This window comes from Corynebacterium sp. KPL2680 (assembly GCF_040225675.1).
GTDB lineage: Bacteria > Actinomycetota > Actinomycetes > Mycobacteriales > Mycobacteriaceae > Corynebacterium > Corynebacterium rhinophilum.
In genome coordinates, this window is the sequence record NZ_JBEHFM010000001.1 from 175,308 (window position 1) to 201,161 (window position 25,854).

At 59.9% G+C, this 25,854-nt stretch carries 21 protein-coding genes and 3 pseudogenes; 11 read left to right on the forward strand and 13 right to left on the reverse strand.

The window, feature by feature from the left end; genetic code table 11:
* The first annotated feature begins 88 nt into the window (after positions 1-88).
* The 3 genes from ABRP66_RS00865 to ABRP66_RS00875 are packed head-to-tail and all read left to right on the forward strand — an operon-like array spanning position 89 to position 5,436.
* On the forward strand, positions 89-1,582 hold the full coding sequence (locus tag ABRP66_RS00865; protein WP_284770195.1) for a pyridoxal phosphate-dependent decarboxylase family protein: 1,494 nt from the start codon (positions 89-91) through the stop codon (positions 1,580-1,582).
* A 36-nt stretch (positions 1,583-1,618) separates the two neighbouring features.
* On the forward strand, positions 1,619-2,968 hold the full coding sequence (locus ABRP66_RS00870) for a lysine N(6)-hydroxylase/L-ornithine N(5)-oxygenase family protein (RefSeq protein ID WP_284770196.1): 1,350 nt from the start codon (positions 1,619-1,621) through the stop codon (positions 2,966-2,968).
* The gene (locus ABRP66_RS00875; RefSeq protein ID WP_284770197.1) at positions 2,968-5,436 is read left to right on the forward strand and encodes a GNAT family N-acetyltransferase; all 2,469 of its coding nucleotides are present in this window, start codon (positions 2,968-2,970) and stop codon (positions 5,434-5,436) included. The genes ABRP66_RS00870 and ABRP66_RS00875 overlap by 1 nt, the downstream gene beginning before the upstream one ends.
* A 55-nt stretch (positions 5,437-5,491) precedes the next feature.
* Here ABRP66_RS00875 and ABRP66_RS00880 read toward each other — a convergent pair.
* The 4 genes and pseudogenes from ABRP66_RS00880 to ABRP66_RS00895 form a co-directional block, all read right to left on the reverse strand.
* Positions 5,492-6,274 (reverse strand): annotated as a pseudogene (locus ABRP66_RS00880) (formate/nitrite transporter family protein).
* 126 nt (positions 6,275-6,400) lie between these two features.
* Positions 6,401-6,745: pseudogene (gene rplE, locus ABRP66_RS00885) on the reverse strand (50S ribosomal protein L5); the annotation flags it as partial.
* The gene (locus ABRP66_RS00890; RefSeq protein WP_410757419.1) at positions 6,726-7,031 is read right to left on the reverse strand and encodes an iron chelate uptake ABC transporter family permease subunit; all 306 of its coding nucleotides are present in this window, start codon (positions 7,029-7,031) and stop codon (positions 6,726-6,728) included. The gene ABRP66_RS00890 and the pseudogene rplE (ABRP66_RS00885), both read right to left, overlap by 20 nt.
* 75 nt (positions 7,032-7,106) lie before the next feature.
* Positions 7,107-8,054: an ABC transporter substrate-binding protein gene (locus ABRP66_RS00895; RefSeq protein ID WP_284781916.1), complete on the reverse strand. Its 948-nt coding sequence runs from the start codon at positions 8,052-8,054 to the stop codon at positions 7,107-7,109.
* A gap of 128 nt (positions 8,055-8,182) precedes the next feature.
* Between ABRP66_RS00895 and ABRP66_RS00900 the strand changes: the two genes are divergently transcribed.
* The 4 genes from ABRP66_RS00900 (at position 8,183) to ABRP66_RS00915 (ending at position 14,146) form a co-directional block, all read left to right on the forward strand.
* Positions 8,183-8,977 carry a siderophore-interacting protein gene (locus ABRP66_RS00900; protein ID WP_284849836.1) on the forward strand — a complete coding sequence of 265 codons (795 nt, stop codon included), beginning with the start codon at positions 8,183-8,185 and terminating at the stop codon, positions 8,975-8,977.
* Between the two features lie 165 nt (positions 8,978-9,142).
* The gene (locus ABRP66_RS00905; RefSeq protein ID WP_284771294.1) at positions 9,143-9,292 is read left to right on the forward strand and encodes a hypothetical protein; all 150 of its coding nucleotides are present in this window, start codon (positions 9,143-9,145) and stop codon (positions 9,290-9,292) included.
* 485 nt (positions 9,293-9,777) lie between these two features.
* Positions 9,778-13,266: a choice-of-anchor M domain-containing protein gene (locus ABRP66_RS00910; protein ID WP_284781919.1), complete on the forward strand. Its 3,489-nt coding sequence runs from the start codon at positions 9,778-9,780 to the stop codon at positions 13,264-13,266.
* A gap of 304 nt (positions 13,267-13,570) precedes the next feature.
* Positions 13,571-14,146, forward strand: coding sequence for a hypothetical protein (locus ABRP66_RS00915; RefSeq protein WP_284771292.1), 576 nt, complete (start codon positions 13,571-13,573; stop codon positions 14,144-14,146).
* Positions 14,147-14,844: 698 nt separating this feature from the next.
* Here the strand turns inward: ABRP66_RS00915 and rplE (ABRP66_RS00920) are convergent.
* Genes rplE (ABRP66_RS00920) through rplN form a run of 3 tightly spaced genes read right to left on the reverse strand, consistent with a single transcriptional unit; the run spans position 14,845 to position 16,086 of the window.
* A complete protein-coding gene (rplE, locus tag ABRP66_RS00920; RefSeq protein WP_349838177.1) occupies positions 14,845-15,396 on the reverse strand; it encodes a 50S ribosomal protein L5 in 552 nt (183 codons plus the stop codon).
* Between the two features lie 2 nt (positions 15,397-15,398).
* On the reverse strand, positions 15,399-15,713 hold the full coding sequence (rplX, locus tag ABRP66_RS00925; protein ID WP_005276967.1) for a 50S ribosomal protein L24: 315 nt from the start codon (positions 15,711-15,713) through the stop codon (positions 15,399-15,401).
* A 4-nt stretch (positions 15,714-15,717) separates the two neighbouring features.
* Complete coding sequence (gene rplN / locus ABRP66_RS00930; RefSeq protein ID WP_121910625.1) at positions 15,718-16,086, reverse strand: 50S ribosomal protein L14; 369 nt, start codon at positions 16,084-16,086, stop codon at positions 15,718-15,720.
* 403 nt (positions 16,087-16,489) lie between these two features.
* Between rplN and ABRP66_RS11685 the strand changes: the two genes are divergently transcribed.
* A complete protein-coding gene (locus ABRP66_RS11685) occupies positions 16,490-16,726 on the forward strand; it encodes an ABC transporter permease family protein (RefSeq protein ID WP_410755986.1) in 237 nt (78 codons plus the stop codon).
* A gap of 4 nt (positions 16,727-16,730) precedes the next feature.
* Positions 16,731-17,093 (forward strand): annotated as a pseudogene (locus ABRP66_RS11690) (ABC transporter permease subunit); the annotation flags it as partial.
* Positions 17,094-17,159: 66 nt separating this feature from the next.
* Here ABRP66_RS11690 and ABRP66_RS00940 read toward each other — a convergent pair.
* Both ABRP66_RS00940 and ABRP66_RS00945 read right to left on the reverse strand, forming a co-directional pair.
* Positions 17,160-19,187 carry a sucrose-specific PTS transporter subunit IIBC gene (locus tag ABRP66_RS00940; RefSeq protein WP_349838178.1) on the reverse strand — a complete coding sequence of 676 codons (2,028 nt, stop codon included), beginning with the start codon at positions 19,185-19,187 and terminating at the stop codon, positions 17,160-17,162.
* A 123-nt stretch (positions 19,188-19,310) separates the two neighbouring features.
* Positions 19,311-20,519, reverse strand: coding sequence for a glycoside hydrolase family 32 protein (locus ABRP66_RS00945; protein ID WP_284852593.1), 1,209 nt, complete (start codon positions 20,517-20,519; stop codon positions 19,311-19,313).
* 20 nt (positions 20,520-20,539) lie between these two features.
* Between ABRP66_RS00945 and ABRP66_RS00950 the strand changes: the two genes are divergently transcribed.
* Together ABRP66_RS00950 and ABRP66_RS00955 are read left to right on the forward strand one after the other, a co-directional pair.
* Complete coding sequence (locus ABRP66_RS00950; protein WP_284852594.1) at positions 20,540-21,424, forward strand: carbohydrate kinase family protein; 885 nt, start codon at positions 20,540-20,542, stop codon at positions 21,422-21,424.
* Positions 21,421-21,816, forward strand: coding sequence for a multidrug transporter (locus tag ABRP66_RS00955; RefSeq protein ID WP_284771288.1), 396 nt, complete (start codon positions 21,421-21,423; stop codon positions 21,814-21,816). The genes ABRP66_RS00950 and ABRP66_RS00955 overlap by 4 nt, the downstream gene beginning before the upstream one ends.
* A 42-nt stretch (positions 21,817-21,858) precedes the next feature.
* Here ABRP66_RS00955 and ABRP66_RS00960 read toward each other — a convergent pair whose 3' ends face one another.
* From ABRP66_RS00960 to ABRP66_RS00975, 4 genes are all read right to left on the reverse strand, one after another.
* Positions 21,859-22,686 (reverse strand): ABC transporter ATP-binding protein, encoded by an 828-nt coding sequence (locus ABRP66_RS00960; protein WP_284771295.1) that lies wholly within the window; start codon positions 22,684-22,686, stop codon positions 21,859-21,861.
* Between the two features lie 84 nt (positions 22,687-22,770).
* Positions 22,771-23,805, reverse strand: coding sequence for a FecCD family ABC transporter permease (locus tag ABRP66_RS00965; RefSeq protein WP_284852595.1), 1,035 nt, complete (start codon positions 23,803-23,805; stop codon positions 22,771-22,773).
* Positions 23,802-24,806 carry a FecCD family ABC transporter permease gene (locus ABRP66_RS00970; protein ID WP_284781924.1) on the reverse strand — a complete coding sequence of 335 codons (1,005 nt, stop codon included), beginning with the start codon at positions 24,804-24,806 and terminating at the stop codon, positions 23,802-23,804. The genes ABRP66_RS00965 and ABRP66_RS00970 overlap by 4 nt, the downstream gene beginning before the upstream one ends.
* A 75-nt stretch (positions 24,807-24,881) precedes the next feature.
* The gene (locus ABRP66_RS00975; RefSeq protein ID WP_284781916.1) at positions 24,882-25,829 is read right to left on the reverse strand and encodes an ABC transporter substrate-binding protein; all 948 of its coding nucleotides are present in this window, start codon (positions 25,827-25,829) and stop codon (positions 24,882-24,884) included.
* Positions 25,830-25,854: the final 25 nt, after the last annotated feature.

Genomic DNA, 25,854 nt, shown 5'->3' on the forward strand with positions numbered 1-25,854 from the left:
CCACGGATAACAGCAGCATGCCCGCGCGCAGCACCACTTTTCATTAGATACTTTTACCGTAGCCTAACTTATGTTAGCGTCTCCTAACATGCACAAAATTCGTCAGGAGAGACCGGCCCCGTTCGTCGATTCCTTCGTAGGAGCCGATCCGACTGCATTAAACACAATCATCCACCACAGCCAGCACACCCTCACGCAGTATCTCGCCGAGGGCGACGCGCCACGCTCCGGTCGCAACGCCCATGAGACAGCAGCGGCCGTCACACGCGTTGACCTCGAGCACCCAATTGGTACATTTGACGCCGCGTTGGCTGAGCTTCGCGAACTCTGGCTCGACCACGCCGTGTGGTACCACCACCCGCGCTACATCGCCCACCTCAACTGTCCGATCACCGCCACCGCCGTGGGCGCGGACCTGCTCGCCACCACAGTTAACACCGCGGTCGAAAGCTGGGATCAGGCCTCGAGTGCCGCCGCAATCGAAGGCCACCTCCTCGAGTTCTTCGCGCGCAAGCTGCGCTGGCCGCAAGACCCGCATTCCCGCACCCGCGGGGTCTTTACCTCCGGTGGTACGCAATCCAACCTGCAGGCGCTCTATATTGCGCGCGAAAAGGCGCTGGGCGCCCAGGGCGTGCAGGGACTTTCCCAGTTGCGCCTCTACACCAGCAGCCACGCCCACTACTCCGTGCTGCGCGCTGCCCACCTCCTTGGGCTTGCGGATACCGCCGTCATCACTATCGACTCGGATGCCGCACACCGACTCGACCCGGCTGATCTCGCCCGGCGCATCGCGGCCGACGTGGCGGACGGCTACACGCCGATGGCCGTCGTGGCCACCGCTGGGGCAACCGACCGCGGCACCATCGATCCGCTAGAGACCATCGCCAAGGTCTGCCTCCACGCTGGGGTGCACTTGCATGTCGACGCCGCGTACGGGGGTATCCTGCTGCTCTCGCCCACGCAGCGACACCGTCTGCGCGGCATCGACGCAGCCGATAGCGTCACCGTCGACTTCCACAAGGGCTACTTCCAGCCGGTGGCCTGCAGCGCGATTCTCTTGCGCGATCCCGCTGACTGCGCCCTCGTGTCGTGGCACGCGGACTACCTCAACCCCGAAGACGCCACCGACCACAATCTCGCGGACTTCTCGCTCCAAACCACGCGTCGCTTCGACGCGCTCAAGCTCTGGATGACGCTGCGCACCCACGGCGCCGACGCCCTCGGGGAGGCCTTCGACGCCTGCTGCGCCGCGGCCCGCGATGCCGCCCGGCGCGTCGACGCCCATCCACGCTTTGCACTGCGCGCCACACCGGAGCTTTCCACGGTGCTGTTTACGCCTGCCGATGCCCCCGCCAGCCTCGTCCAGATCGTCCGCCAGCGCTTGCTCGAGCGGGGCGACGTAATTATCGCGACCACCACCTTCGAAGGCGCGCCGTGCTGGAAGTTCACCATTCTCGATCCGCAGCTGCGTGGCACAGATATCGACGCGATCCTCGGGCTCATCGAGCGCGAGATGAACGCCGTCGACCAAGCCAACGCTCAACCGAGCCCCAGCGTTCTCGCGGTACAACCCGCGCGCTAGACCACGACCCACAGAAACTTAAAACAGGAGTTTGTCATGTCTTCTTCCACCACCGCCCGCACTGCCGCCGTCGCTGATGCCGAATCTAGCATTAAGCCCTATGATCTGGTGGGCATCGGGATCGGGCCGTTCAACCTGGGCTTGGCGGCGCTGAGCCAGCCGCTGGTTGACGGCGGCGTGCTGCGCGCGGCGTTCTTCGATTCGCGCGCGGAATTTTGCTGGCACCCCGGGATGATGATTCCTGGGACGACGATCCAGGTTCCGTTCATGGCCGATCTGGTCACCCTCGCCGATCCCACGAGCCCGTACAGTTTCCTCAACTACTGCAAGCAGCAAGGGCGCATCCACCAGTTCTACATCAAGGAGGATTTCAACCCGCTGCGCGAGGAATACTCCGATTACTGCGCCTGGGTCTCCCAGCAGCTGAGCACGCTCGAGTGGAACTCCACGGTGACGTCGGTGCGCCGCGTCGACGATCTGTGGGAGGTCACCGTCAACGGGCCGCGGGGCACCTGCACGGTGCTCAGCCGCAACGTCGTGGTCGGAGTGGGCACCACGCCGTTTATCCCCGGCGAGCTGCGGGCTGCGCCGGAAGCCGGGCTCGCCGTGCACTCGGCGGACTATCTTGAGCACAAGAAGGAGTTGCTCGCCCAGGAGTCCGTCACCCTCATCGGGTCGGGGCAGTCCGCGGCCGAGATTTACGCCGATCTCATGGAACCTGCCGCGTACCGGGGCACGCGGCTGGACTGGGTCACCCGCTCGGGGCGCTTCTTCCCCATGGAATACACCAAGCTCACCCTCGAGATGACTAGCCCCGAGTACGCGCAGTTCTTCCGCGGCCTGGACGCCGCGACGCGCGACCGGCTCAACCGCGAGCAGCGCAATCTTTACAAGGGAATCTCCGGCCAGCTCGTCAATCACATCTACGACACCTACTACCGGTTGTCCATCACGAAGGGCCTGCCGCGCCCATTCGCCTCGACGCTCCTGGCCGGCTGGAGCGCGGCACTGTGCGACACAGACGCGTCCGCCCCGTTCCAGCTGACGTTGACCCACGGCGAGACCGGCGAAACCCGCACGCACGCGACAAACGCGCTGGTGCTCGCCACCGGCTACAAGGCCCCGCTCTTCCCCAGCTTCCTGGAGACCGCACGCGAAGAAGTCCAGTTCGACACGGCCGGGCGCCTGGCCATCGATCCCGGATTCGCCATCGACGCCGCCCAGTCGCTCTTCGTCCAAAACGCCGAGGAACACCTTCATTCGCTCATCGCGCCCGACCTCGGGATGGGACCGTGGAGGAACTCCATTATTCTCAAGGCCATCACCGGCCGCGAGTACTATCCCATCGAGCGTTCCGTCGCCTTCCAGACCTTCGGGGGTCAGTAATGCTCAATACCGAACGTGACGACATCTTCACTCCCCACGGCACGGTGCGCCTTCGCCCGCTCACCCCCGCCGACACCGAGCTTGTCCACGGGTGGCTCACCGATCCTCACTGCGCATTCTGGGGTATGCAACAGGCCAGCGTCAACGACGTCGCCGTCGAATACGACCGGCTCCGCGCCTCCCCGCACGAAGAAGCCTGGATCCTCGAGCTGCACCCGCACCCTGCCGCCCCGCACAGACCGATGGGCATCGTCGAGGACTACGACCCGCGCCGCGTGGTGCTGGACTCGGTGTTGGCCGAGGCTGCTAGCTCGGAGGCTGCTGGTATCAGGGAGTTGACGCTGGAAGAGCCACTACGCGGACTGCACTTCCTCGTCGCCCCGCCGGCCGGTGCCCACGTTTCTGGGCTAACCAGTAGCCTTTTCGCCGCGGTCATCCGCTGGCTCATCGATTGCCGGGGTTTCCGCGAACTCCTCGTGGAGCCCGACGTAGCCAATGGCGCGATTCACCGCAAGAACGCCGAGGCCGGCTTCCTCGATGTTCCGGGACTTAACGAGATCCGCCTGCTCCAAGGCGGGCACACGAAGACGGCACGGGTGCAGCGTTGTACCGCCTCAGACTTCTATTCCTCAGCGGCTGCCGCGCGCGCCTCGCTGTCGCCGGTGGCGAATGCGCTGTGCGCGGCCGAGACCGCTGAGCGCCAGCTCATCGCCAAGGCCATCCGCGAATTTAGCCATGAAAGACTGCTGACGCCAAGCTTTCACCCGGACTCCGAACGATGGTCGGTCCACTTTGGGCCGCGGGAGCTGAGCTTTTCGGCCCACCAGTACGGGCTGGCGCATCTCGAAGTCGTCCCCGAAAGCATCGAAGCTGCCGATGCCGCCCCGCTGCACCTGGCCGAGCTCATCGCCGGGGCCGCAGAACAGCTGGGCATACAACCGGGGTTCCTGCACACCTACATCGAGGAGATTCAGGCGACCCTCGTCGGCCGTGCCCGCGCCCTCGCGACGCGCCCCGCCGCGCAAAGCTTGCGCGCACCGCAGCTCGCCGCCAGCGCCCAGGAGCGTGCGAATGCCCAGGCGGACTATCTCGTGACCGCTGAGTCAGCAATGTATGAGGGGCACCCCGGGTTCCTCGCGAATTCGGGGCGCGGCGGGATGAGCCTTACCGAGCTGCGCGCCTACGCGCCGGAGGCGGGAGCCGACATACACATCGTGTGGCTCGCCGCCAAGCGGGAGCACTGCGTGGTGGCGGCATCAGAAGACGTCGCGGACCTAGCCGGGTTCTTCGCCGAGCAGCTCGGGGACCTCGGTCCGCGCTATGAACAGGCGCTCGCAGAATTGGGCTGCGCACCGGATGACTATGTGCCGCTGCCGCTGCACCCGTGGCAGTGGGACAATTGCATCTCCACGATCTTTTTTGACCAGCTCATTTCCCGGGATCTGGTGTACATCGGCACCAGCAGCGACCTATTCCGTCCCCAGCAGTCGCTGCGGACGTTCTTCAACCACTCGCGCCCGGCGCTGCCGTATGTCAAGACGGCCGTGGGCATTCGCAACATGGGGTTCGTCCGCGGGCTCTCGCCGGCGTACATGGAAACCACGCCCGCCATCAACGATTGGTTAGCCCAACAGCTCAATGTCGATCCGGAATTCCGGGCCCGCAACGTGCGTCTGCTCAAAGAAATCGTCGCCGTGGGCTACCGCGGCGACACCTACCACCGCCACCCGCTGCCCGCGGGCTCAACAAGCGAGCGTGAGAAAATGCTCTCCGCGCTGTGGCGCGACTCGCCCATGCCGCAGCTATCCGCCACGAGCGTGGCCGTGACTCTGGCGGGCTGCCTCTACGTCGACCCGGCAGGCGAGTCACTCGCCGCCGAGTGGATCGCACAATCGGGTCTGCCGCCGCAAGAATGGCTGCGCCGGCTGCTCGACGTGTACCTTGTCCCAGTCCTCCACGCGCTCGCCCAGTACGGAATCGTGTTCATGCCGCACAGCGAGAACGTGATCCTCGAGCTCGACAACGGCGCGCCCGTCGGCGCGTTCTTCAAGGACCTAGGAGAAGAGGCCGCGGTCGTCGACGCCCGCGTGGACGTGCCTGCGGGACTGGAGCGCCTGCAGGTCGATCACGGCGACTTCACCGGCGCCCAGCGCGCGCTATCTATCCACACCGACGTCCTCGACGGCGTGCTGCGCCACCTCGCCGCGCTCTTCGACCGGAAGGGATTGCTCACTGAGACCGAGTTTTGGCTCAGCTGCCGTGCAGTCGTGCTGGATTACGAACGCCGCTTCCCCGGCACGCTAGAGAAACTCCCGGTGCTCGCGTCGCAGTTCAAGCACTCCTGCCTCAACCGCTTGCAGTTGCGCAACCCGCTATCGATGGTAAACCTGGGCGACCAGGAGTCCTCGCTCATCTACGCCGGGGACATGGACAACCCGTTGCATTCTTCAGAATCGACGGCGCGATAAGTAAAGGCCAACCCCGCTCGTGCGGGGTTGGCCTTCTCGCGTACTACGCCGCAGCCTAGTCGCGGTATGCCTCCGGGCCCTTGTTGAGCCAGGCGTACACGCCGCCGATGAGGAAGCCGCCGCCAATGACGTTGCCCACCCAAACGATGACCCAGTTGGTCAGCACCGCGCCGAGCGTGAAGTGCTCCGGGAACGCGCCCGCGTCAAAGAACGTGAGGCACACTAGGCAGAAGTTCGCGATGACGTGCTCGAGGCCCATGCCCACGAACGCCGCGATGAACGGGACGATGACGATGAACTTCGAGATGATCTCCTTGGCGAAGATGCCACCCACGATGGACATGTTGACCACGAAGTTGGCCAGGATGCCCTCGACGAGCATGCCCGCCGGCCCCTTCGCCAGCTTGGCGTCGGTGAGCGTGACGATGATGTGATCGACCGGCAGGTTGCCGAACTTCGCGGAGACCCCAACGCGGCGGCGAGGTTCGCCGCACCCACGAGGTTGAACACCGTGGTCACGATAATGAGCCAGAATGCCTTTGCCCATGTCACCTGCTTATTGGCGGCTCCGTAGACCATGAACAGCATGTTGCCGGTCGCAAGGTCAGCGCCCAAGATGATGATGGCAAACAGGCCGAGGCCGAAGAGGAAGGCGAAGGCGACGCTGCCCAAGCCTTCGAAGTTCTTTTCCACCGCTTGTGCCACGGCGCAGGCAAAGGCCGTGCCGATGAGCAGGTACACGCCACAGGATGGCGCGCACGATAAAGCGCGACGGCGACTGGTCAAGCAGAGCGGTTTTCTTCGTGACCGCGGCGGCCACGGACTCATTGAGGGACATGCAGACAATCCTTGAAAGAGGAGCAAAATCGACCCATACATGGTACCCCACGCATGCGAAAACCCCAGCCTGCGGTGCCCGAAAGGGGGCATCGGAAAGCTGGGGCTTAAGGCCGTAAGCGAGTGCTTACTTGAACGGGAAGCCGAGCTCGCGCAGGAGCTTGCGGCCCTCCTCGTCGTTGGTAGCGGTGGTAACGACGGTGATGTCCATACCACGGGGACGATCGATCTTGTCAATGTCGGTCTCGTAGAACATAGACTGCTCGGACAGGCCGAAGGTGTAGTTGACATGGCCGTCGAACTGCTGATCAGAGAGACCGCGGAAGTCACGAATACGTGGCAGCGCGATGGTCAGCAGGCGGTCCAGGAACTCCCACATACGGTCGCCGCGCAGGGTAACGCGTGCGCCGATGGGCATGCGCTCACGAAGCTTGAAGTTCGCGATGGACTTCTTAGCACGACGCAGCTGCGGTAATACCGATAAATCCGGGGTCCGCTAGCGGGTTCCTGGTCCACGATTGCGCCAAGACACCGGCGACGGCAAGGGCCGCGCCGGCGAAATAGGCCAAGAAGGTGCGCGGCATGCGCAGGTTCCACACGATATCGCGAATATCCTGCTCCCCCGCTCCGCGCAGCGCGGCGATGACCTCATCGGGCGGAATCGAACGCGAACCTAGCGCCAAGGACGCCACCGCCAGCACGAGGCTGGCGAGGATGAGGGCAACAAGAAACGGCGTGCCGCCCCTTCCCCGCGTCATTACTGGTGTGACTGCGGGGCCTTCCGTTGTGGAACCCGTCTGGATAATCGGTCCGCCCTTCGTGGTTGCTGACAATTACAGCTTCTCTTCAAACTTATCCATTGCCCACGGAATGGTCACTGGGTTCGGCATGCTCATGGCGTTGCCGGTATCCGTGTCCAGGTAGCGCACACGCCCATCCTTGACAATATCCAGGCCCTGGAAGGTCTTATCCTTCTTCAAGACATCCGCGGAGCCGTTGTAGTCCAAGACGAAGAGGTGATCAACCTGGTTGAGCTTCGCGTAGTTTTCCGGGGCAATGTCAACGAAGAAGCTGCTGCCATCGCCCTGCAGCTCATCCGGGATCTCCATGCCTAGATCCTCGATGAACTGTCCGCGCCCGTCCTCATCGGTGTACAGGCCAATCTTGCCGTCATAAGGCATGACGATGGCCGCGGACTTGCCCTGCAATTCGGTGTGCTCGCGGCGGAATTCCTCGAAAGCCTTCTCGGTATCAGCGATAAGCTTATCGCCTTCGTCTTCCTTGTCAACGGCGTCCGCGATGGCCTCTACCTGGTCTTCCCAGGGAACCTGCCAGTCTTCATACCCATCCGGCTTGACGGTGGTTGCCGCGATCTCTTCCAAGGATTCCTTCGTGCGCGCATCCACTGCCTGGTTCACCGCAATGATCTTGGTGGGGTCTGCAGCGGTGATCTGCTCAAAGGTCTCCGCGGTAAAGCCCGTTGCGGTGTTGTAGATGACCTCCGGCTTTGCATCGCCCAGAAGCTTCTTTGCCCACGGGCCAACGCCGGAAGGATCGCCATCGCCCTCAGCGCCCCACGGCGCCACCGTCACGGGAGTAATACCCAGGGCGAGCAGCGTATCGGCATCACCCAAGCCCAGGCTAGCCACCCGCTCCTCGCTGGCTGCATCGGTGGACTGCGTGCTCTCATCGCCCTCACCGCGCGAGCAACCGGCTAATGCGACGGCTCCGACGGACAGCAGTGCCACAACACCCATGGTACGGCGCCCAAAAATCTTCATGAGGCTAGCCCTTTCAATCAAGGAGGAAAATAACGTTGCTCATCTTAGACGCCGGCCCAGTGCATAGGCAAGGCTTAGCTTTGCAGGAGTATGTTGGGTGCATGAACTCCTCCCTACAATCGTCGCCGATGCCTGAACACCAACTGATTCCCGTAACCCTGACTGCCAATAAACAGATCCGCCCGCGCCTGCACCGTTTGACGTTTCACGCCGAGGCCTTCCGGACGTATCAGCTCGCCGGCCCTGATGAATTCTTTGGCCTCGTCATGCCGCAAGCCGGGCAAGAATTCTCACCCTTCCCCGTCGACGGGGTCAATATCCGGGCAGCCGTTGCCGCTATAGGCGAAGAAACTAGGCCCGATCTGCGCTGGTACACCATTCGCGCGCTCCACCCTGAGGACGCCACAGTCGATGTCGACGTGGTGACCCACGGCGATTCCGGGCCCGGCTCGCGATGGATTCGGAACGCGCAGCCCGGCGATACAGCGGGGTTCTTTACCTGCAACGAGCTGTGGCAGCCAACCGAAGCACCACAACTATTGGTCGCCGATGCCTCCGCACTGCCGGCCCTGCGACATATCCTTGCCTACCAAGAAGGCCGTGACCCGGCGATGCTCGCCCGTACCGACGTTATGGCCGTGGTAACTAGCGATGACGAGATAGAACCTGGGCTCGCGGCCAGGTGGAAAACGAGCGTGCGCAGTCTGAGCGCCCTTCGCACCGAGCCGCACCAGGAAGCGGAATCTGTTGTTGCCGCGCTGAAAGCAGATTATGCCGGTGCGCCGGCACCAGGCTACGTGTGGGTCTCCGGCGAAGGGGACTTGGCGAAGAAGGTTCGGGGCCTCGCGGTGAAAGACTGGGGCCTTTCTTCAGACGACGTCACCTGGGTGCCCTACTGGTTCTATGGAAGAGCCCGGCCGTAAAGAAGAACTTGAGTTCAGAGGGTCGTTGCAACGATTCCCATCATCAGCACGATCGATCGCAGCCTCAATACGCCCGAACGCAGCATCAGCTCGCCTCAAGGACTAGATACTAACGAAGTTTCTGCAGAAAATGCTCCCGTAATCGAACCGTCTGCAGGTGTAGAAATGTTTATCCTTGCCATTGACGTCCATGCGCAATTTGCCGCGGGCGCATGCCGGGTAGTCGATGGCGCTATAGACCCCGACACCATGGACAAGGCCTGCACTTATACTGCCGCAGACCGCCCCTACTCCCTGCCCGGAACAAATGCCTAAGATATCGTCGTTATCGCTGGGCACACCGGCGCCGCCGTACCTGCCGGTTCCAATAATCTCTACGATGGGTCAACTAACGGGCACAAGGTCACCATCGGCGACAAGCTATGTGTGCGCACTGGAAACTCTGCCCAGAACTGGCTCATCTATACCGCAACCGATCTCTATGACTCCGGTAAACAAGGCCTAGCCGGGGACTCAAGCGTATGGGGACACGAGGGAACTACCCGCACCGCAGACGACAGAGCTTCACTGCTCAGCAACACTGCGGTCACTCGCCCGCCTTTCGCTTATCCGCTCCTTTGCCTCAGCCTTACACCGTCCCCGCTTCCGCAACCGGAGGTGGGAAATTTCTATATCTTCTTTCCCAGCTCTCGGGCAAAGGCTCACTATTTTTCAACAGTGTTAACGATAACTGTTTGCAATAGTGTAATATTCGCCCCAGCTGTATAAAAGTTCACTGCACTTAACCTTGGGAGAACCTTATGCCCTTGCCCAACTCATTAACCCGCCTTGCCACCATAGTCGTGGCCTTGGCGCTCGCGTTATTCTACGCTCCCTTCGCCCTCGCTAAGGAAGCCCCCCTTGTCCGCACCCAAACGCACGTGGATTCCCCGCACGCGGTGTGGAAGGACGGAAACTTCAAACTCATGTCCAATAGTGCGGGCCTAGTCCCCATCGAGGACACGATCAACTGGGTCAGCCACGGCCGCGTCGATGGAGGCTTGGGGGCCTATGCCTGGCGCGTTCCTGATGACCCGCGCTTCGAGTTTCTCAATGCCGAGAAAAACCAGCTCATGTACTACGGCGGCCCCGCGGTCGGCTTTCCCAAAAACACCATGCCCATCTGGGCTGGGTTCGGTGCCGCCGCAGATCTTCCCACCGATCAATTCCGCGATAAATCCTTCAACATGGAAATCGTTGATTTCAAGGGCCCCGGCCGCATGGAATTGTTTACCTACAGCGACGAGAACTATCCCCTCAACCGCCTCTGGTCCTCTCACGACCCAGGATTCCGTACCACCTGGGTTAATGCAGGCACGCATACGCATAACGCCACGACGTTTACCCGTCCTGGCCACTACGAAGTAACCTACCGCGCTTCGGCTCGAAAGAAGGATGGCACCTTCATCCACTCCGAGCCACAAACCCTGGTATGGCAGGTAGGCGGCACCAACCCCGCCGAGCGCACGATTACCGACCTTGAAGCTGCCTTTAACGACGCCAAGTCTGAAGGCTCCGCAGGCGAAGATTCCGAGTCCAACACCCCTATGTTTAAGATGGCGCCCTCCACGGCTGATACCAAGGGTGCGAAGGAAGGCATCCTCACCACGCTCTCCCTCGATACCGGCAATGCCAAGGACTCCGGCCGCGCCGTATTCACCATCAACGGCCACTATCTAGCCGAGCGCAAGGTAGAAGGCGGTAAGGCTTCGTGGGATGAAATGATTGGTGATGAAGAATCCAACTTCCAAGCCATCTTCATTCCCGACAATAATTCCCCAAGCCCACGCTGGGTATCCGAACCCATAAAGTTCTGGACCAGCACCGACGGGGAAAAAGACGGTAAAGATGCGGAAGCTTACACAACGAAAAGCGGCGAGCTTCCTACCCCAGAGATGGAAGAGTTAGAGCCGTTTGAGACCGATCCCCTTGAGATCACGAGCCCAAATATCACCGTTTCCACCAGTAAAGTGTACGGCGAGGACGACCGTAATATCGACATCACCGTAGCTCCCGAGGATGACCGTACCACGGTGCGCGTTACCGGCGGCTTCTACAAAGTAAATGGCGAACCGATGACTAGCCTGCCGCAGAACGCTGTTGCAGATTGCGAAATCGGCTTTACTTCTGGGCCGGGGCTAAGGACGAGCAAGCAACTCATCGAGGGCTGTAAGCAGCCCGGCTACCAGCTCATGCTACGCATCGTTCCTGATTCGCGCTCCAATGCCGGCGGCGCCACGCTATTTAGCCATACCCATAAAGACGCTTATAAGCCGGTAGCTGAGACCACCGTCTCGTTCCCGGAGGCTTCCGCTTCCGGGGATGCACCGGAACAAGAAGGATCGGAGAAGCCAGAAGACTCCAACGCACCAGAGAAGCCGCAGGACTCGGAAGAAGCAGAAGAGTCAGAGGGTTCCGCCCCAACCGAAGAGTCTTCCCCTGAGGCACCTTCCACGACCCCAAAGCCTTCGGTTCCCAGTGTCCCCAAGCCCAAACCGCAGGGCCCGAAGGATAAGGACGCCCCCAACAAGGAGCTCAATCTGCACCGGGGTCACGTCGATATCGCCCCTATCCACGAGGATGGTGAGCTACACCTGGGCATCAAGGACGAGACGAACCTCTACCACATTGGTGCAATCTGGCGTAAGCCATCCGATGTCTTTTTCAGCGTTCCCAAGCAGGTCAAGACCACCTTGGACAAAGACATCCCCCACTTTGGAAAGAAAGGCAGCGCTGCCTACGTCCTGCCAGAGACACAGCGCACCGGCGTGGTGTGGCCTGGGATAAGCACCGAAGATGCCTACCAGGACACCAAGAAGAATTACACCTTTACCTTTACCCCCGTCAAAGCCCCGAAGGACGGCGAATGGTTGGCATACCTGGCTGATCAAACCGGCCTGGACCAGCGCCTTGCCGGCAGCGATGGTACGCATTCCTATACCACCGAAGGCCCAGACCACATGCACCTTAACTGGGCATTCAACAAGCCCGGTACGTATGAAGTTGGTGTCACGGTAGCCGAAAAAGACGGCAAAACCGCGAAAAAGGCCGTTCTGCGTTTCAAGGTAGCTAGCGAGGATTCATCATCTGCTACCCCACCAACTAAGGGAAACGACAATGCGTCTGAAGGCGGATCCAACGACAGTACCGATGGCACGACCGAGAACGATGCCGGAAGCTCCGCCGATAACGGCACGGAAAGCACCGCGCCGTCGAAAGAACGAAACCCAGAGACAACGGAACCTGCTCCCAGCGCAACACCGTCCCAGAAGCGCGAGATTACCAAGGGCCACATCGACTTCGGGCCAAAGGTTGTGGACAATAAGCTCGGCTTCTATGTCAACGAAGACGACCGCCACAACGTGCCTGAAGACGTAGCGCTACGCGTTCACGATACGCAACGCGTGCCGGTCGCTGACTCTCTGGCTAAGACCCTGTCCTTTACCGGAATGGTAAAGACTGGCTCGACGATTTACCACCTGCCATTACAACAGGATCACAATGCTGTGTGGCCGGGATGGGACACGATCAAGGTCGGGCAAGACTACCGTGACGCTGCTATCGAGGTTCGCCCCAAGTCGGCACCTACGGACGGAAAATGGTGGGCCGGCCACACTGCCTCCCTGAATACACCGGAACGAACCTTGGCCGATAGCAACGGTACCCATACGATTAAGGGCGTTGAGGACGGGCCTTTCCATGTCCACGCGCACTGGATTTTTACAGAACCAGGCCGCTATGAGATGGACATGCGTGCCGTCAACCACAACGGCGACAAACTCACCGACTGGCACACCGTTACCTTCCTCGTGGGTGATTCAACCACCCAGCCCGGCGGAAAAGGCGCTGCCGAAGAAGGCGATAAGGAAGAGGGCAAGCCCGCAGACTCCTCGAAGAATAAGCAACCAGGTGCTACCAAACCGGATAACGGCCCGAATAGCACCGGCACTACTAAGCCGGGATCCGATAAGTCCAAGGCCTCTAACTCATCTGGATCAAATGCGGGCGCCAAGGCGGCCAAGGGCAATAGCGCTGGGAAGTCAGAAGGCTCCAGCAAATCCACTACCGCTAAGGGCGCAACGAACGGGGGCTCTGGACCTGGCTCCGGATCCGGCGGAGGTTCCTCCAACTCCCACAAAGGTTCGCTGGCTTCCACGGGTGCCAATGTCGGTTGGGTACTCGTGCTCGCTGCAGTCTTTATTGGCGCCGGCATAGCCCTGATGAAAAAGCGCTCCAAGAACAGTCAGTAGCCCTTTGACTCCAGAGGCCGTTGCACCACCCCATTGCGACGGCCTCTCAATTGGAACTGATCCACGACCTTAAAAACCAATAAGCATCAACCTATACCGCAGATCTGAGCCTTGAAAAGGGTCGAGTACCAGCTCGGGCCGGGCTCATTTTGCGTTTTAAAGTGGTTATTTACACCACAAGCCTTTAAATCTCTCCCCGAATAGGGGTGGAAGCTAAACTGAAGCGCTGCATTGACATAGTTCAATGGGATAGCCTGGGTTTTACCAAGCTTCCTGATTCATCCCCAATTAACGAAGAAACATTATGCGAAGTAAATTTAGCTCAATCGCCTTGTCCGCACTTTTGATCACCAGTGGAGCTATAGCTCCAGCCACTGCTCAGGAACCTTCCGCCGTCACGTCCGAAAACTATGTTGAATTGTTCAACTTTGGAGATGAGTATTCTCACGACCCTCATAAACGGCGATCCCAACTAAAGCGTGATGATTTCCAAAAAACATCTGAAGTAGTCCTCTACGGAAGAAAGGTGGAAACCTACAAAAAGGTTTTCCCGGAAGGAATTTCTGTCGAGTACGACGTACTGGGCGATCCTGTGAAAGCTTCACCGGCTTCATTCGTAAGGTTCGAATGGGACTGGGGTCCCCGTATTTACATGACGGGCGAGGAGTTTTGGAGCCTTGGTGCTTCTGGGTTCGCAGGTACTGTCTGCGGGCTCTTAGGAAAGTCAGTAAAGTTCGGCACCGCATGTAGCGTTGCTGCAACCGCAGCGTGGAATAAATTGACTGCTAAGCGAAAATGGGCCCATGACGATCAATGTTATGACCTAAGCCAATTCATGAACATTGGATGGGAGAAAGCTCCCCGTGAGAAGTGCGATTAGCTTTGTTTAGTCGCATATCGAAATCTATTTTACTTCCTGCCAGCATTCTTGTATCCACTTGTGTAGCGGGTTTTTTCTGGGGAGAATTAAGGCTTTTCCCTCTTGTTATGGCAGTAATATACATGGCCCTGCACTACGCCTTTATACGTAGAGATTCTTACCCAAGATCGGAATCTGGGGCTTTTATCGTCGGATTTGTACTATCCATTTTTGGTGGATTAATGAATGCTTCAAACTACACATTCGCCGTTGGGCTAATGATAGCTTCGACGTTCCTTATGTTTTTAAAGCTTAATAAGGAGGACACGACCGGACCAAGAAAGTGAAGTGTCTGGCCGTATAGCCTTTACCATGGCCACTGATATTCCCATCTACTTCTGCCACCCAGGACCGCCGTGGGAACGCGGCAGCAACGAAAACACCAACGGCAGGCTCAGAAGAAACCTTGCCAAAACAGTGACCTGTCCATCTACAGCGCCGAGAACCTAGAGATGATCGCCACCAATCACAAACCATGCAAAGCACTCAACTGGCGCACATCAGCCGAAGTCCTGACCAACGCCCTGACACAAACCGGTAGTATCACACCCAAGTAACCGTCATCGTTGCAATGACCCCTAGAATCCACAGATGACAACAAAATTAAAAGGTCCCAACTCCTTCCATGGAGTTGGGACCTTTTAGCGCTCTATCTCTATTTACTTGAACGGGAGGCCGAGCTCGCGCAGAAGCTTACGGCCCTCCTCGTCGTTGGTAGCGCTGGTAACGACGGTGATGTCCATACCACGGGGACGATCGATCTTGTCAATGTCGATTTCGTAGAACATAGACTGCTCGGACAGGCCGAAGGTGTAGTTACCGTGGCCGTCAAACTGCTGGTCAGACAGACCGCGGAAGTCACGAATACGTGGCAGCGCGATGGTCAACAGGCGGTCCAGGAACTCCCACATACGGTCGCCACGTAGGGTAACGCGTGCGCCGATGGGCATGCCTTCGCGCAGCTTGAAGTTCGCGATGGACTTCTTAGCACGACGCAGCTGTGGCTTCTGACCGGTGATAGCGGTCAGGTCCTCGAGAGCACCATTGATAACCTTGGAGTCACGAGCGGCTTCGCCAACACCCATGTTGACTACGACCTTGGTGACGCCAGGGATCTGCATGACGTTGTCATACTTGAACTCTTCATTCAGGTTTTTGCGGATTTCCTCGCGGTAGCGAGTCTTCAGACGCGGGGTGTAGTTCTCGCTCATTTTTAGATGTCCTTCCCGTTGCTACGCGCGATGCGGACTTTTTTGCCGTTCTCGTCGAAACGGTAGCCCACGCGGGTCGGGTTACCCTCAGAGTCAACGATCGCTACGTTGGACACGTGGATCGGGGCTTCTTGGGTAACAATTCCGCCGGACTCGGCGCCACGCTCAGTAGCGGAGTTTGCGACGTGCTTCTTGATGCGGTTAACGCCCTCAACGAGGACCTTTTCGCGCTTCGGGTACGCCTCGATGACTTTGCCCTTCGCACCCTTATCTGGGCCCGAAATGACAATCACCATATCTCCCTTATGGATCTTCATAAGATTAGATCACCTCCGGTGCTAGAGAAACGATCTTCATGAAACGCTTATCACGGAGTTCACGAGCAACCGGGCCGAAGATACGGGTACCGCGAGGTTCGCTATCGCCCTTCAGAATAACTGCAGCATTCTCATCAAAGCGGATGTAGGAGCCGTCCGGACGACGGGTTTCCTTCTTCGCGCGGACGATAACTGCCTTAACTACATCGCCTTCTTTTACGCTGCCGCCTGGAACAGCGTCCTTGACGGTGGCGACAATTACGTCGCCGATGCCAGCGAAGCGTCGGACTGAGCCACCGAGAACGCGGATGCACAAAAGTTCACGTGCACCAGAGTTGTCGGCGACGCGCAGACGCGATTCCTGCTGAATCACTATGGGTCTCCTGACCTGGATTGATGTGCGACAAGATTTCCGTCCTTGCCACACGCGGTCTACAAACTTGCTGTGCGCGAACTTTTACAACGAACACCGTACGGCGTCGATGGGTCTCGGACCGGCGATTCGGAAACGCACCACTGCGGACCGACCAGCTCTCGCAACTAACATATTGAACCACATGAACTAGCTACTTCCAAAACACAAAAAGCAGGGTTTTCACTTCACAGCGGTTGCGTCCTTTAGCGGGGTGCATCTGTAGCCCGTGGTAAACCTCGTACTCTTTGAATCCAGCCTTTCCTCTGCCCCTCAGCAACCCCTGACTCAGCAGTTGGTAAAGACCGTGCTTCCACGGCATCTTCCAGCGGCAGGGTCAGCTCAATGCAGAAGTAGTGAACTAATGGACTTAACCGAAATTTTCGATACCAAGGTTTCTATCGATCAGTATCTAGAGGCCGGCTGGCAAACCCTTTATATGGTGGGCATTTCCCTCTTCCTGGGGACAATAGGCGGAGTTACCCTGGGAATCATCCTGGCCCTTGCTCACCCGCAAGGCATGTACCCCAACCGTGTGCTGTTCAGGATCACAGACTTCCTAGTCAATACGGTGCGCTGGTGCCGCTTACCATCTTCATAGCGCCTTCATAGCGCCGTTTATGGCTCGCCTCATCGAGCAATCGGTGCTGGAAGTTGGTGAAGGCATCCTAGAAGCAGCGGAATCCATGGGCGCTTCCCTATGGCAAACCATCCGCTATTTCTTGCTGCCGGAGGCTAGGGCTTCGATAATCTTGGCACTGACTACATCCACCATCACCTTGATTTCTGCCGCCGCGATGGCGGGCACCATCGGTGGTGGAGGCGTCGGTGACTTGGCGGTCTCCTATGGTTATCAGCAATTCGACACCGTAGCCATTATCTTCACCGTGATTATCCTCATCGTGGTGGTACAAGCAATCCAAGGCTTGGGCAATGCGCTCGCCCGTCGGGCGCGCAACGGCGCCTAATGAATACCAACAAGTAAAAAGGCTGGGGTTTATCCCCAGCCTTTCTTGTATCAGAAACCCCAGCCCTTAAGACGTAGCTTCCCTCGCAGAAGTCTCCGCAGTCTCCTGCCCAGCCTTTGGGTCAACGGTAAATAGGTCAGTTCCAGAACCGATGAGCTCGCCCTCGCGGAAAGCCTCGGTGGGAATAACGGGGCCGGTCTTCTTGGCGTTGGACACAACGATTGGCGTCGTTACCGGCAGTCCCGCTTCCTTAATGGCCTCGATATCGAATTCAGCCAGGACCTCGCCTTGCTTGACGGTATCGCCCTTATTGACGTGTGAGGTGAAGTGTTCGCCCTTGAGGTTTACCGTATCGAAGCCAATGTGCATAAGGATGTCGATCGGCCCCACCTCTGGGTCTTCCACGCGCAGGGCGTAGGCGTGGTGGGAGGGGAAGGTCACGGTGATGGTGCCATCGGCAGGCGCGACGAGCTTGCCGACGGTCGGTTCGATCGCAACGCCTTTACCCAGCTTGCCCCCGGCGAACATGGGGTCCTCAACTTTAGATAGGGGCACGGCATTTCCCTCTAGCGGGGAAAAGATCGTCGCGGCATCCTCGGCCGCGGAAGTACTGGCAGCAGACTCTTCAGCGGCCTCGGCAGCCAAAGCCTGCGCGGCGGGCGGATTGATCTCATCAGGGTCAATGGTGCCATTGCGATGGATGAGCACGCGCCCGTATAGGTAAGCCCCGATGAAGGCTACGGCGAAGGCGATGACACCACACAACAAGAAGGTCGGGACAAAGCGGGGAACGGAGACGAAGCCAATGAAGCCGGCGGCACCGAGGGCATCCGCAAGCACGCCAAAAATGGCGATGAACGTAGAGGCGATGGCTGATGCCGCCATACCGATATAAAACGGCCAACGCAGGCGCAGGTTAACACCGAAGATCGCGGGCTCAGTAATACCAAACAGCGCCGAGATACCGGAGGCACCGGCCAAGCCCTTGAGCTTTTCGGAACGCGCCAGGAAGTACACGGCCAAGGCCACACCACCCTGGGCGATATTGGCCATCGAGGCAATGGGGAAGATGAAGGAACCGCCCTCATTCCACAGCATCGTCTCAATGGGCGGGAAGGATTGGTGTAGACCGGTAATGACGATCGGTGAATAAACCAGACCGAAAAGGAAGCCGGCCACAGGACCTGCAAGGTCATACAGGTTGGCCAGCCCCATGCCCAACCATTCACCGGCGGTACGCAAGATTGGACCCAGTCCCATAAAGGTAATAAAGCCGGTCACCAGCAGGGTAAGCAGGGGCGTGAGCATGAAGTCCACGGTGCCCTTGAGGTGCTTGTGTAGGAACTTTTCAATCGTCGCCAAAATCCAGGCGATGACCAAAATAGGCAAGATGGACCCCTGGTAGCCGGCCTGGGCAACGTCTAAGCCAAAGATATCCCAGTAGGGCATCTCGCCATTTTCAATAGCCTCAGCAACGTTATAGCCGCTAACCAAATCTGGCATGACCATCGCCATGGCCATGCCCGCACCGAGGAATTCATTACCGCCAAAGCGCTTAGTAGCAGTAAAGCCCACGAGGATAGGAAGGAAGGCAAAGGGGGCGGATGCCAGGAGGTTGACCAGCCCGGCAAACCCTTCCCACGAGGGATACATTTCGATGACTGATTGATCCCCAAATAGTCCCGGCGCGGTCAGCACATTATTTAATGCCATCAATAGACCGCCGCCGAGCAGGATTGGGATTAGCGGAACAAAGATATCGGCCAAGACCTTGACCGCACGGGAGAACCAGTTCCCTGATTCCGCGGCAATATCCTTGAGGCGATCGGTGGACACGGCGACGTCCTTGGAAATGGACTTGGTCATTTCCTGAAAGACGATATTGACATCGCCCGGGCCCACGATGACCTGGAACATGCCACCGGCTTCGAAGGTGCCCTTCAGATCTGGATCGTTGTCTAGCGCTGCGGTATCTACCCTGTCCGAATCATCCAAGACCATGCGCAAGCGCGTGGCGCAGTGGGCAAGGGCAATAATATTATCTTCGCCGCCTAATGCCTTGAGGGTGCGGGCGGCGACCTCTTTATGCTCCATGGACCAACCTTTGTTATTTAGGTCACATTAAATGACCGAATGTGATTGACTACTTCCTATTTAAGTCTGTTTGTACCTAAATGTCCACAAAGCAAAAGCTGTCGGCCCTAGTTCCGCAGGGTCTTAGTCCAGCGGCTCCCATGCCTGCCAGGGAGCATCGCCAAAGACCGCGAAAGCCGCGGCGATGCGCCCGCCACCGGCAAAGACTTCTACGGCGCAGCCATCAGCAATCAACCGCATTTCTCCATCGGGGCACGCGATCGGCTCGCCACCATTGAAAGAGATGGTGCCACCGCCTTGCACCACGCGGAACGCTTCGTTGCCAGTGGCATCGACAAGCGCATATGCCCCCTCCCCCGTGACATCAATGGTCGAGCCAAAGCCCTCCCTGCCGCGGGTTTCCGGCAGTGCAGACCACAGCGGTTCTTGGCACAGGTAGTTATCCTCCAGCCACAGCCGCCGCGGAATAGTCAAGGTATGCACCCACCCCTGCGTTGGAGTCTCATCATGAGCGGGCATGCCTATCCAGCCCAGCAGGATGTTTTCCTCGGTTGCCTGCGGCGCATAGAACTGCGTGCCGTGATCCAGCAGGGTAAAGCCGCGCTCAACGTGGAAATTAAGCCCATCCAAGGTCCCGACGACGTAGCCGCAACGGTCCGTCTCATCCTGTGGACAGAAAATGAGCACGTGCTTATCCCCAAAGGTCAGCAGGTTGGGGCACTCCCACATATAGCCACCGGGAAGCTGCGCGGGATCATCAAAAACAAGCTCTCCCTGGAAATCCCACTGCTTTAAATCCCGCGAGTAATACAGCACGATGGTTCCGCGTTCATCTTCCGTTTGCGCACCAATGACCATGCGCCATCCCTCCCCAGCGCGAGAAATATGGGGATCGCGGAAGTGGCCGGTATATCCCTCCGGGGAATCAGCAATAAGCGGGTTAGCGGCATCGCGGACATAAATCCCGCCTTCCGGCCCGGAGGGGTCCATGACCCGCACGCGATTCTGTGAGGGGATGCGGCGCCCGGCTTCTTTCAGGTTTCCGGTATAAAAAAGCCACACGTCAGTGCCGTCAACCACGGCCCCGCCGGAGTAGCACCCATCCTTGTCATAGGGCAGGTCAGGATAGAGCGCATCGGGGTAATGTCGCCACGGAGCGGGCGCGGACACCGTCGTGGTGGCGTGACCCCAGCCAGTCCGCTTGGGCTCGTGCGGAAAGACAGGGTCATGCTGGTAATACGCGTGCAGAATATCGCCATCCACAAAAAGGCCATTGGGGTCATTGAGGCGGCCCAGTGGCGGGGCGAGGTGAAAGTTCGGTCGGTGGTTCATGTCCCCGATACTATGGAACTATGACTATTCATGTGTGCGGCGAAGGCCTCGTGGACTTGGTTCCGGTATCCCCCGGCCGCTTGAATGACCTCACCCCGGCGTTGGGCGGCGGCCCCTTCAACGTGGCCATCGCCGCGGCACGCTTGGGCGCGGACGTGGAGTTCCAATCACGGATTTCTACCGATGGGTTTGGCCAGGAATTATTCCGGCGCCTTGAGGAAGAAGGCGTCGAGACCGCCCACGTGCAGCGCGGCGAGGAACCGACCACCCTGGCGGTGACCACCATCGCGGATAACGGCACGGCCTCCTATAACTTTTATGTGGAAGGCACTGCGGATCGCTTCGTTGAACCCAAACTAGTTCCGGCAGATATTGCCTGCTTCGGCACCGTTTCCTTGGCCTTGGAGCCGGGTGCTTCCCGCTACGCGCAGCTGCTCAAGGACTTCGCCGCACAGGGAACGCTCGTGGCCCTAGATCCCAATATCCGGCCCTTTTATGCCACCGAGGCGCATAAGAAATTCCTGACGGATTTGCTGCCTCACATCTCGGTGCTGAAGTTATCGGATGAAGAGGTGGACTTTTTAGGCGAAGACTTCACCCACCAGGTACCCATCGTGGTCACCACCCGCGGCGGCGATGGAATTAGCGTCAGGGCTGGGGATATTTCCCTCGACGTTCCCGCAGCCGCGGTTGAGGTCACCGATACCATCGGCGCCGGCGACACCATCATGGCAGCCCTTTTGACGCAACTGGATGAACGCGACCTCGATGCGGACAAGGCCGCAGCACTAAGCGCCGAACAGTGGCGCGATATCCTCCACTTCGCCGCCACCGCGGCCGGCATCACCGTCTCCCGCACCGGCGCCAATCCCCCACTGCGCAAGGAAGTAGAGTCTGCCCTATGAGCTACACCAAGCGCACGATGTGGATACACCTGGGGTTATTCCTCTTAGCGTTCCTCGCCTTCATCCTCCCCGTTGTCGTCGGCACCGCAGCCCTGCTCCCGCTGTGGCTCTCGGGTGGATTAAGCATCGCCCTGGCAGCGGCCGCGCTTATCGATGCCGCCTTTAAGTTCTTCGCTCCCGCTTCCCCACGCAGTCTCAAGCTGCTCTCCGGAATCGCCGGCATCGTGCTGCTGGTGGGCTGGGGAATCTGGATCTACATCTACGGCAATATGGCGGAGGTAGGCACGGGAACCTACCGCATTGGCAATTTCCTCCTCAGCGTCGGCTGCGTGCTCAGCCTCTTCATCATCGCGATTTCGGTTTTGGATATCCGCCGGTTGGCGCGGCAGTAGCCGATCTGAGCAACACGCTCCCCGCGCTTAGCGGGGGAGCGCTTACTTGTCGCTGGGGAGGACGCGGCGAGGGACGATAATGGGGGCATCACCAAGCGGATCGTCCCAGGCCTCCACCTCGATGCCATAGGCCTGCGCCAAGACCTTGGGGGCCAGCGCTTGCTTAGGTGCGCCGCGCGCGATGATATCGCCAGCTTTCATTACCACCATGGAATCGGAGTAGTGGCCCGCCAGCATGAGATCGTGCAGGACCACAACCACCGTTTTGCCGGCGCGCGCCTGTGTTCGAGCCAGCTCCAGCATGCTCATGGCGTGGGCGGGGTCGAGGAAGGTCGTGGGTTCATCGAGAAGCAGCACCGGCGTATCTTGCGCCAACGCTAGCGCTAGCCAGACGCGTTGGCGCTGCCCACCCGATAGGGAGGCGATATCGCGCTCGAGGAAGTCCACAATGTCCGTGGCTTCGCAGGCGTGGGCGATGATCTCTCGGTCCGTAGGAGAAAGACCGCGCATCCTGCCCTGATAGGGGTGGCGCCCGCGCGCGACCAACTCGCCCACCCGCAATCCATCGGGGGCCACGGGGTGCTGTGGCAGCAGCGCCACCTGCTGCGCGGCTTCCTTCGCGTTCATCGCATGCAGGTCGGCGTCCCCGACCATAACGCTGCCCTGCCGCGGGGCCAGGATTTTAGACAGCGTCTTGAGCAGCGTGGACTTGCCGCAGCCATTGGGCCCGATGAGCGTGGTGACCTCACCGGCGCGTGCATGCAGATCGACGCCGGCGAGAATATCCTCGCCGTCCTTATATCCCGCATGGATGCCGGTGGCCTGGAGGCTGCACCGGCGCTTCGAGCGCGTGGGCTGATTATCCGTCATATCTTTTCCTTCATCCACGTACGAGTGTGTAGGACTTTGTGGTTGCTTCGCTCGCCCAATCCTCGCTGTGGCGCGCCACAGCGATTACGTGCGCCGGGCCGCATTCCACACCAATCCCACCAGGGCGCAGCCGCCGATGACCGAGGAGACCGCACCCACCGGGGCGTTGACCGGAATCGCGCCGGCGATAACGGCGCACACGGTGAGCAGCGCCGCGCCCGCGGCTGCCGATGCCACCGGCGATGGCGTGGGTGTGCGCGCCACCATCCGCGCCAGGTGCGGGGCCAGCAGGGCGATAAATCCAATGGGACCAACCACCGAGACCACCACCGCGCAGATCCCGGTAGCAGCAATGAGCAGCAGGGCGCGCTGGCGGGAGATATTCACGCCCAGGGTGGTCGCAGAAGAATCATCGTGGGCGAGCAGCGGCAGCTCCCGCGCACACCAGATGCCTATGGCGAGAAACGGCGCTAATGCCACGAGTAAGGGCACGATGACCTCCATGCGCACGAACCCGGTCGAGCCCGCCAGCCACGTTTGCGCCTCGGCCGCGCGCTGGATCTGCGCGCTGCGCATCAAATACGCCACGACGGCTTGAAACATCAGCGATAAGGCAATGCCGACGATGACGATGCGGTTGCTCGTGCCGATGCCACCCAGGACGGCGAGGAGGATGACGACGAGGAGGGCTCCGATCATCGCCAAGCATGCCCGCCACCAGAAGTCCGGGATGCCGTCTGCGAAACCGGGGCGCGAATGCACGGTGCCCAGCACTACCAGGACCGATGCGCCGCCGGTCACGCCCAGGATATCTGGCGATGCCAGCGGGTTGCGGGCCATGGTCTGCGTCCATGAGCCAGCCACGCCGAGGGCGGCGCCGACGATGACGGTGGCGATGGCAACAGGCAGGCGTAAGTCCCAGACCACCCTGATGTGGCTCTCGCTGCCGCCGCCGGTGAGCACATCGAGGACCTGCCGCGGGCTCAACTCCAAAGGCCCTTGCCCCAGCAACACCAGGTAGGCGCCAAAGGCGATAAGGCCGAATACCAGCGTCGATGCGAGCACGCGGACGTGCCTGCGACGCTGCTGCGCTTGCAGGGTACTGCTTATTGTTGTCATGCGTTATCGCCCCACGCTCTGCCCACGCCGCGGTGAGCGCCCCAAATGAGGAAAGGCGCGCCCACGATGGCAAGAACGATGGACATCTCTAGCTCCGAGTTACCCACAATGAGGCGGCCGATGATGTCGGCGGCAAGCACGGCGCAACTGCCCAGGAGCGCGGAGGGCAGGATCATCGTGGCAACGCTGGGGCCGACCACCCGCCGCACGATGTGGGGAATGGCGAAGCCAACGAAAGCGATGGGACCCGTTGCCGCCGTCGCGCTGCCGGCCAACACCACGACGCTTAGTGCCGCGCCCACCCGCGCGGTAGTGGGGGATCCGCCCAAGGCGAGCGAGGACTCTTCCCCCATGGCCAATAGGTCAAGCGGCCTGGCCGCCATTGCCGCGCACGCCAGGCCGATGAGCAGGCCAATACCCGCAATGGCGACGTCTTCTGGGCCGCGCCCAAAGGTCGAGCCGATGGTCCAGCGCCGCATGCTATCGAGGACGTCCGTGGAATACAGGCCGATGATCACCGCTCCCGATCCCAGAGCGGCGGAGACGCCAGCGCCGACCAGAATGAGCGTTAGCGGATCCTGAAACCGCCGGGAGACGGCCAGGACCAGCAGCGTGGTAATGCCCGCGCCGACAAGCGCGAAGGAGGTGCGCATGCCGGTGGTGGTAGCAATGCCAATGGCCGTGCCTAGGGCAACGAAGAACGACGCGCCTGCGGTAATACCGATAAATCCGGGGTCCGCTAGCGGGTTCCTGGTCCACGATTGCGCCAAGACACCGGCGACGGCAAGGGCCGCGCCGGCGAAATAGGCCAAGAAGGTGCGCGGCATGCGCAGGTTCCACACGATATCGCGAATATCCTGCTCCCCCGCTCCGCGCAGCGCGGCGATGACCTCATCGGGCGGAATCGAACGCGAACCTAGCGCCAAGGACGCCACCGCCAGCACGAGGCTGGCGAGGATGAGGGCAACAAGAAACGGCGTGCCGCCCCTTCCCCGCGTCATTACTGGTGTGACTGCGGGGCCTTCCGTTGTGGAACCCGTCTGGATAATCGGTCCGCCCTTCGTGGTTGCTGACAATTACAGCTTCTCTTCAAACTTATCCATTGCCCACGGAATGGTCACTGGGTTCGGCATGCTCATGGCGTTGCCGGTATCCGTGTCCAGGTAGCGCACACGCCCATCCTTGACAATATCCAGGCCCTGGAAGGTCTTATCCTTCTTCAAGACATCCGCGGAGCCGTTGTAGTCCAAGACGAAGAGGTGATCAACCTGGTTGAGCTTCGCGTAGTTTTCCGGGGCAATGTCAACGAAGAAGCTGCTGCCATCGCCCTGCAGCTCATCCGGGATCTCCATGCCTAGATCCTCGATGAACTGTCCGCGCCCGTCCTCATCGGTGTACAGGCCAATCTTGCCGTCATAAGGCATGACGATGGCCGCGGACTTGCCCTGCAATTCGGTGTGCTCGCGGCGGAATTCCTCGAAAGCCTTCTCGGTATCAGCGATAAGCTTATCGCCTTCGTCTTCCTTGTCAACGGCGTCCGCGATGGCCTCTACCTGGTCTTCCCAGGGAACCTGCCAGTCTTCATACCCATCCGGCTTGACGGTGGTTGCCGCGATCTCTTCCAAGGATTCCTTCGTGCGCGCATCCACTGCCTGGTTCACCGCAATGATCTTGGTGGGGTCTGCAGCGGTGATCTGCTCAAAGGTCTCCGCGGTAAAGCCCGTTGCGGTGTTGTAGATGACCTCCGGCTTTGCATCGCCCAGAAGCTTCTTTGCCCACGGGCCAACGCCGGAAGGATCGCCATCGCCCTCAGCGCCCCACGGCGCCACCGTCACGGGAGTAATACCCAGGGCGAGCAGCGTATCGGCATCACCCAAGCCCAGGCTAGCCACCCGCTCCTCGCTGGCTGCATCGGTGGACTGCGTGCTCTCATCGCCCTCACCGCGCGAGCAACCGGCTAATGCGACGGCTCCGACGGACAGCAGTGCCACAACACCCATGGTACGGCGCCCAAAAATCTTCATGAGGCTAGCCCTTTCAATCAAGGAG

Excerpts from the sequence above, each read along its gene's own strand:
- ABRP66_RS00865 (WP_284770195.1), top strand. The coding sequence starts at position 89 with ATGCACAAAATTCGTCAGGAGAGACCGGCCCCGTTCGTCGATTCCTTC.
- ABRP66_RS00870 (WP_284770196.1), top strand. The coding sequence starts at position 1,619 with ATGTCTTCTTCCACCACCGCCCGCACTGCCGCCGTCGCTGATGCCGAA.
- ABRP66_RS00875 (WP_284770197.1), top strand. The coding sequence starts at position 2,968 with ATGCTCAATACCGAACGTGACGACATCTTCACTCCCCACGGCACGGTG.
- ABRP66_RS00890 (WP_410757419.1), bottom strand. The coding sequence starts at position 7,031 with ATGACGCGGGGAAGGGGCGGCACGCCGTTTCTTGTTGCCCTCATCCTC.
- ABRP66_RS00895 (WP_284781916.1), bottom strand. The coding sequence starts at position 8,054 with ATGAAGATTTTTGGGCGCCGTACCATGGGTGTTGTGGCACTGCTGTCC.
- ABRP66_RS00900 (WP_284849836.1), top strand. The coding sequence starts at position 8,183 with ATGCCTGAACACCAACTGATTCCCGTAACCCTGACTGCCAATAAACAG.
- ABRP66_RS00905 (WP_284771294.1), top strand. The coding sequence starts at position 9,143 with ATGTTTATCCTTGCCATTGACGTCCATGCGCAATTTGCCGCGGGCGCA.
- ABRP66_RS00910 (WP_284781919.1), top strand. The coding sequence starts at position 9,778 with ATGCCCTTGCCCAACTCATTAACCCGCCTTGCCACCATAGTCGTGGCC.
- ABRP66_RS00915 (WP_284771292.1), top strand. The coding sequence starts at position 13,571 with ATGCGAAGTAAATTTAGCTCAATCGCCTTGTCCGCACTTTTGATCACC.
- rplE (WP_349838177.1), bottom strand. The coding sequence starts at position 15,396 with ATGAGCGAGAACTACACCCCGCGTCTGAAGACTCGCTACCGCGAGGAA.
- rplX (WP_005276967.1), bottom strand. The coding sequence starts at position 15,713 with ATGAAGATCCATAAGGGAGATATGGTGATTGTCATTTCGGGCCCAGAT.
- ABRP66_RS11685 (WP_410755986.1), top strand. The coding sequence starts at position 16,490 with ATGGACTTAACCGAAATTTTCGATACCAAGGTTTCTATCGATCAGTAT.
- ABRP66_RS00940 (WP_349838178.1), bottom strand. The coding sequence starts at position 19,187 with ATGGAGCATAAAGAGGTCGCCGCCCGCACCCTCAAGGCATTAGGCGGC.
- ABRP66_RS00945 (WP_284852593.1), bottom strand. The coding sequence starts at position 20,519 with ATGAACCACCGACCGAACTTTCACCTCGCCCCGCCACTGGGCCGCCTC.
- ABRP66_RS00950 (WP_284852594.1), top strand. The coding sequence starts at position 20,540 with ATGACTATTCATGTGTGCGGCGAAGGCCTCGTGGACTTGGTTCCGGTA.
- ABRP66_RS00955 (WP_284771288.1), top strand. The coding sequence starts at position 21,421 with ATGAGCTACACCAAGCGCACGATGTGGATACACCTGGGGTTATTCCTC.
- ABRP66_RS00960 (WP_284771295.1), bottom strand. The coding sequence starts at position 22,686 with ATGACGGATAATCAGCCCACGCGCTCGAAGCGCCGGTGCAGCCTCCAG.
- ABRP66_RS00965 (WP_284852595.1), bottom strand. The coding sequence starts at position 23,805 with ATGACAACAATAAGCAGTACCCTGCAAGCGCAGCAGCGTCGCAGGCAC.
- ABRP66_RS00970 (WP_284781924.1), bottom strand. The coding sequence starts at position 24,806 with ATGACGCGGGGAAGGGGCGGCACGCCGTTTCTTGTTGCCCTCATCCTC.
- ABRP66_RS00975 (WP_284781916.1), bottom strand. The coding sequence starts at position 25,829 with ATGAAGATTTTTGGGCGCCGTACCATGGGTGTTGTGGCACTGCTGTCC.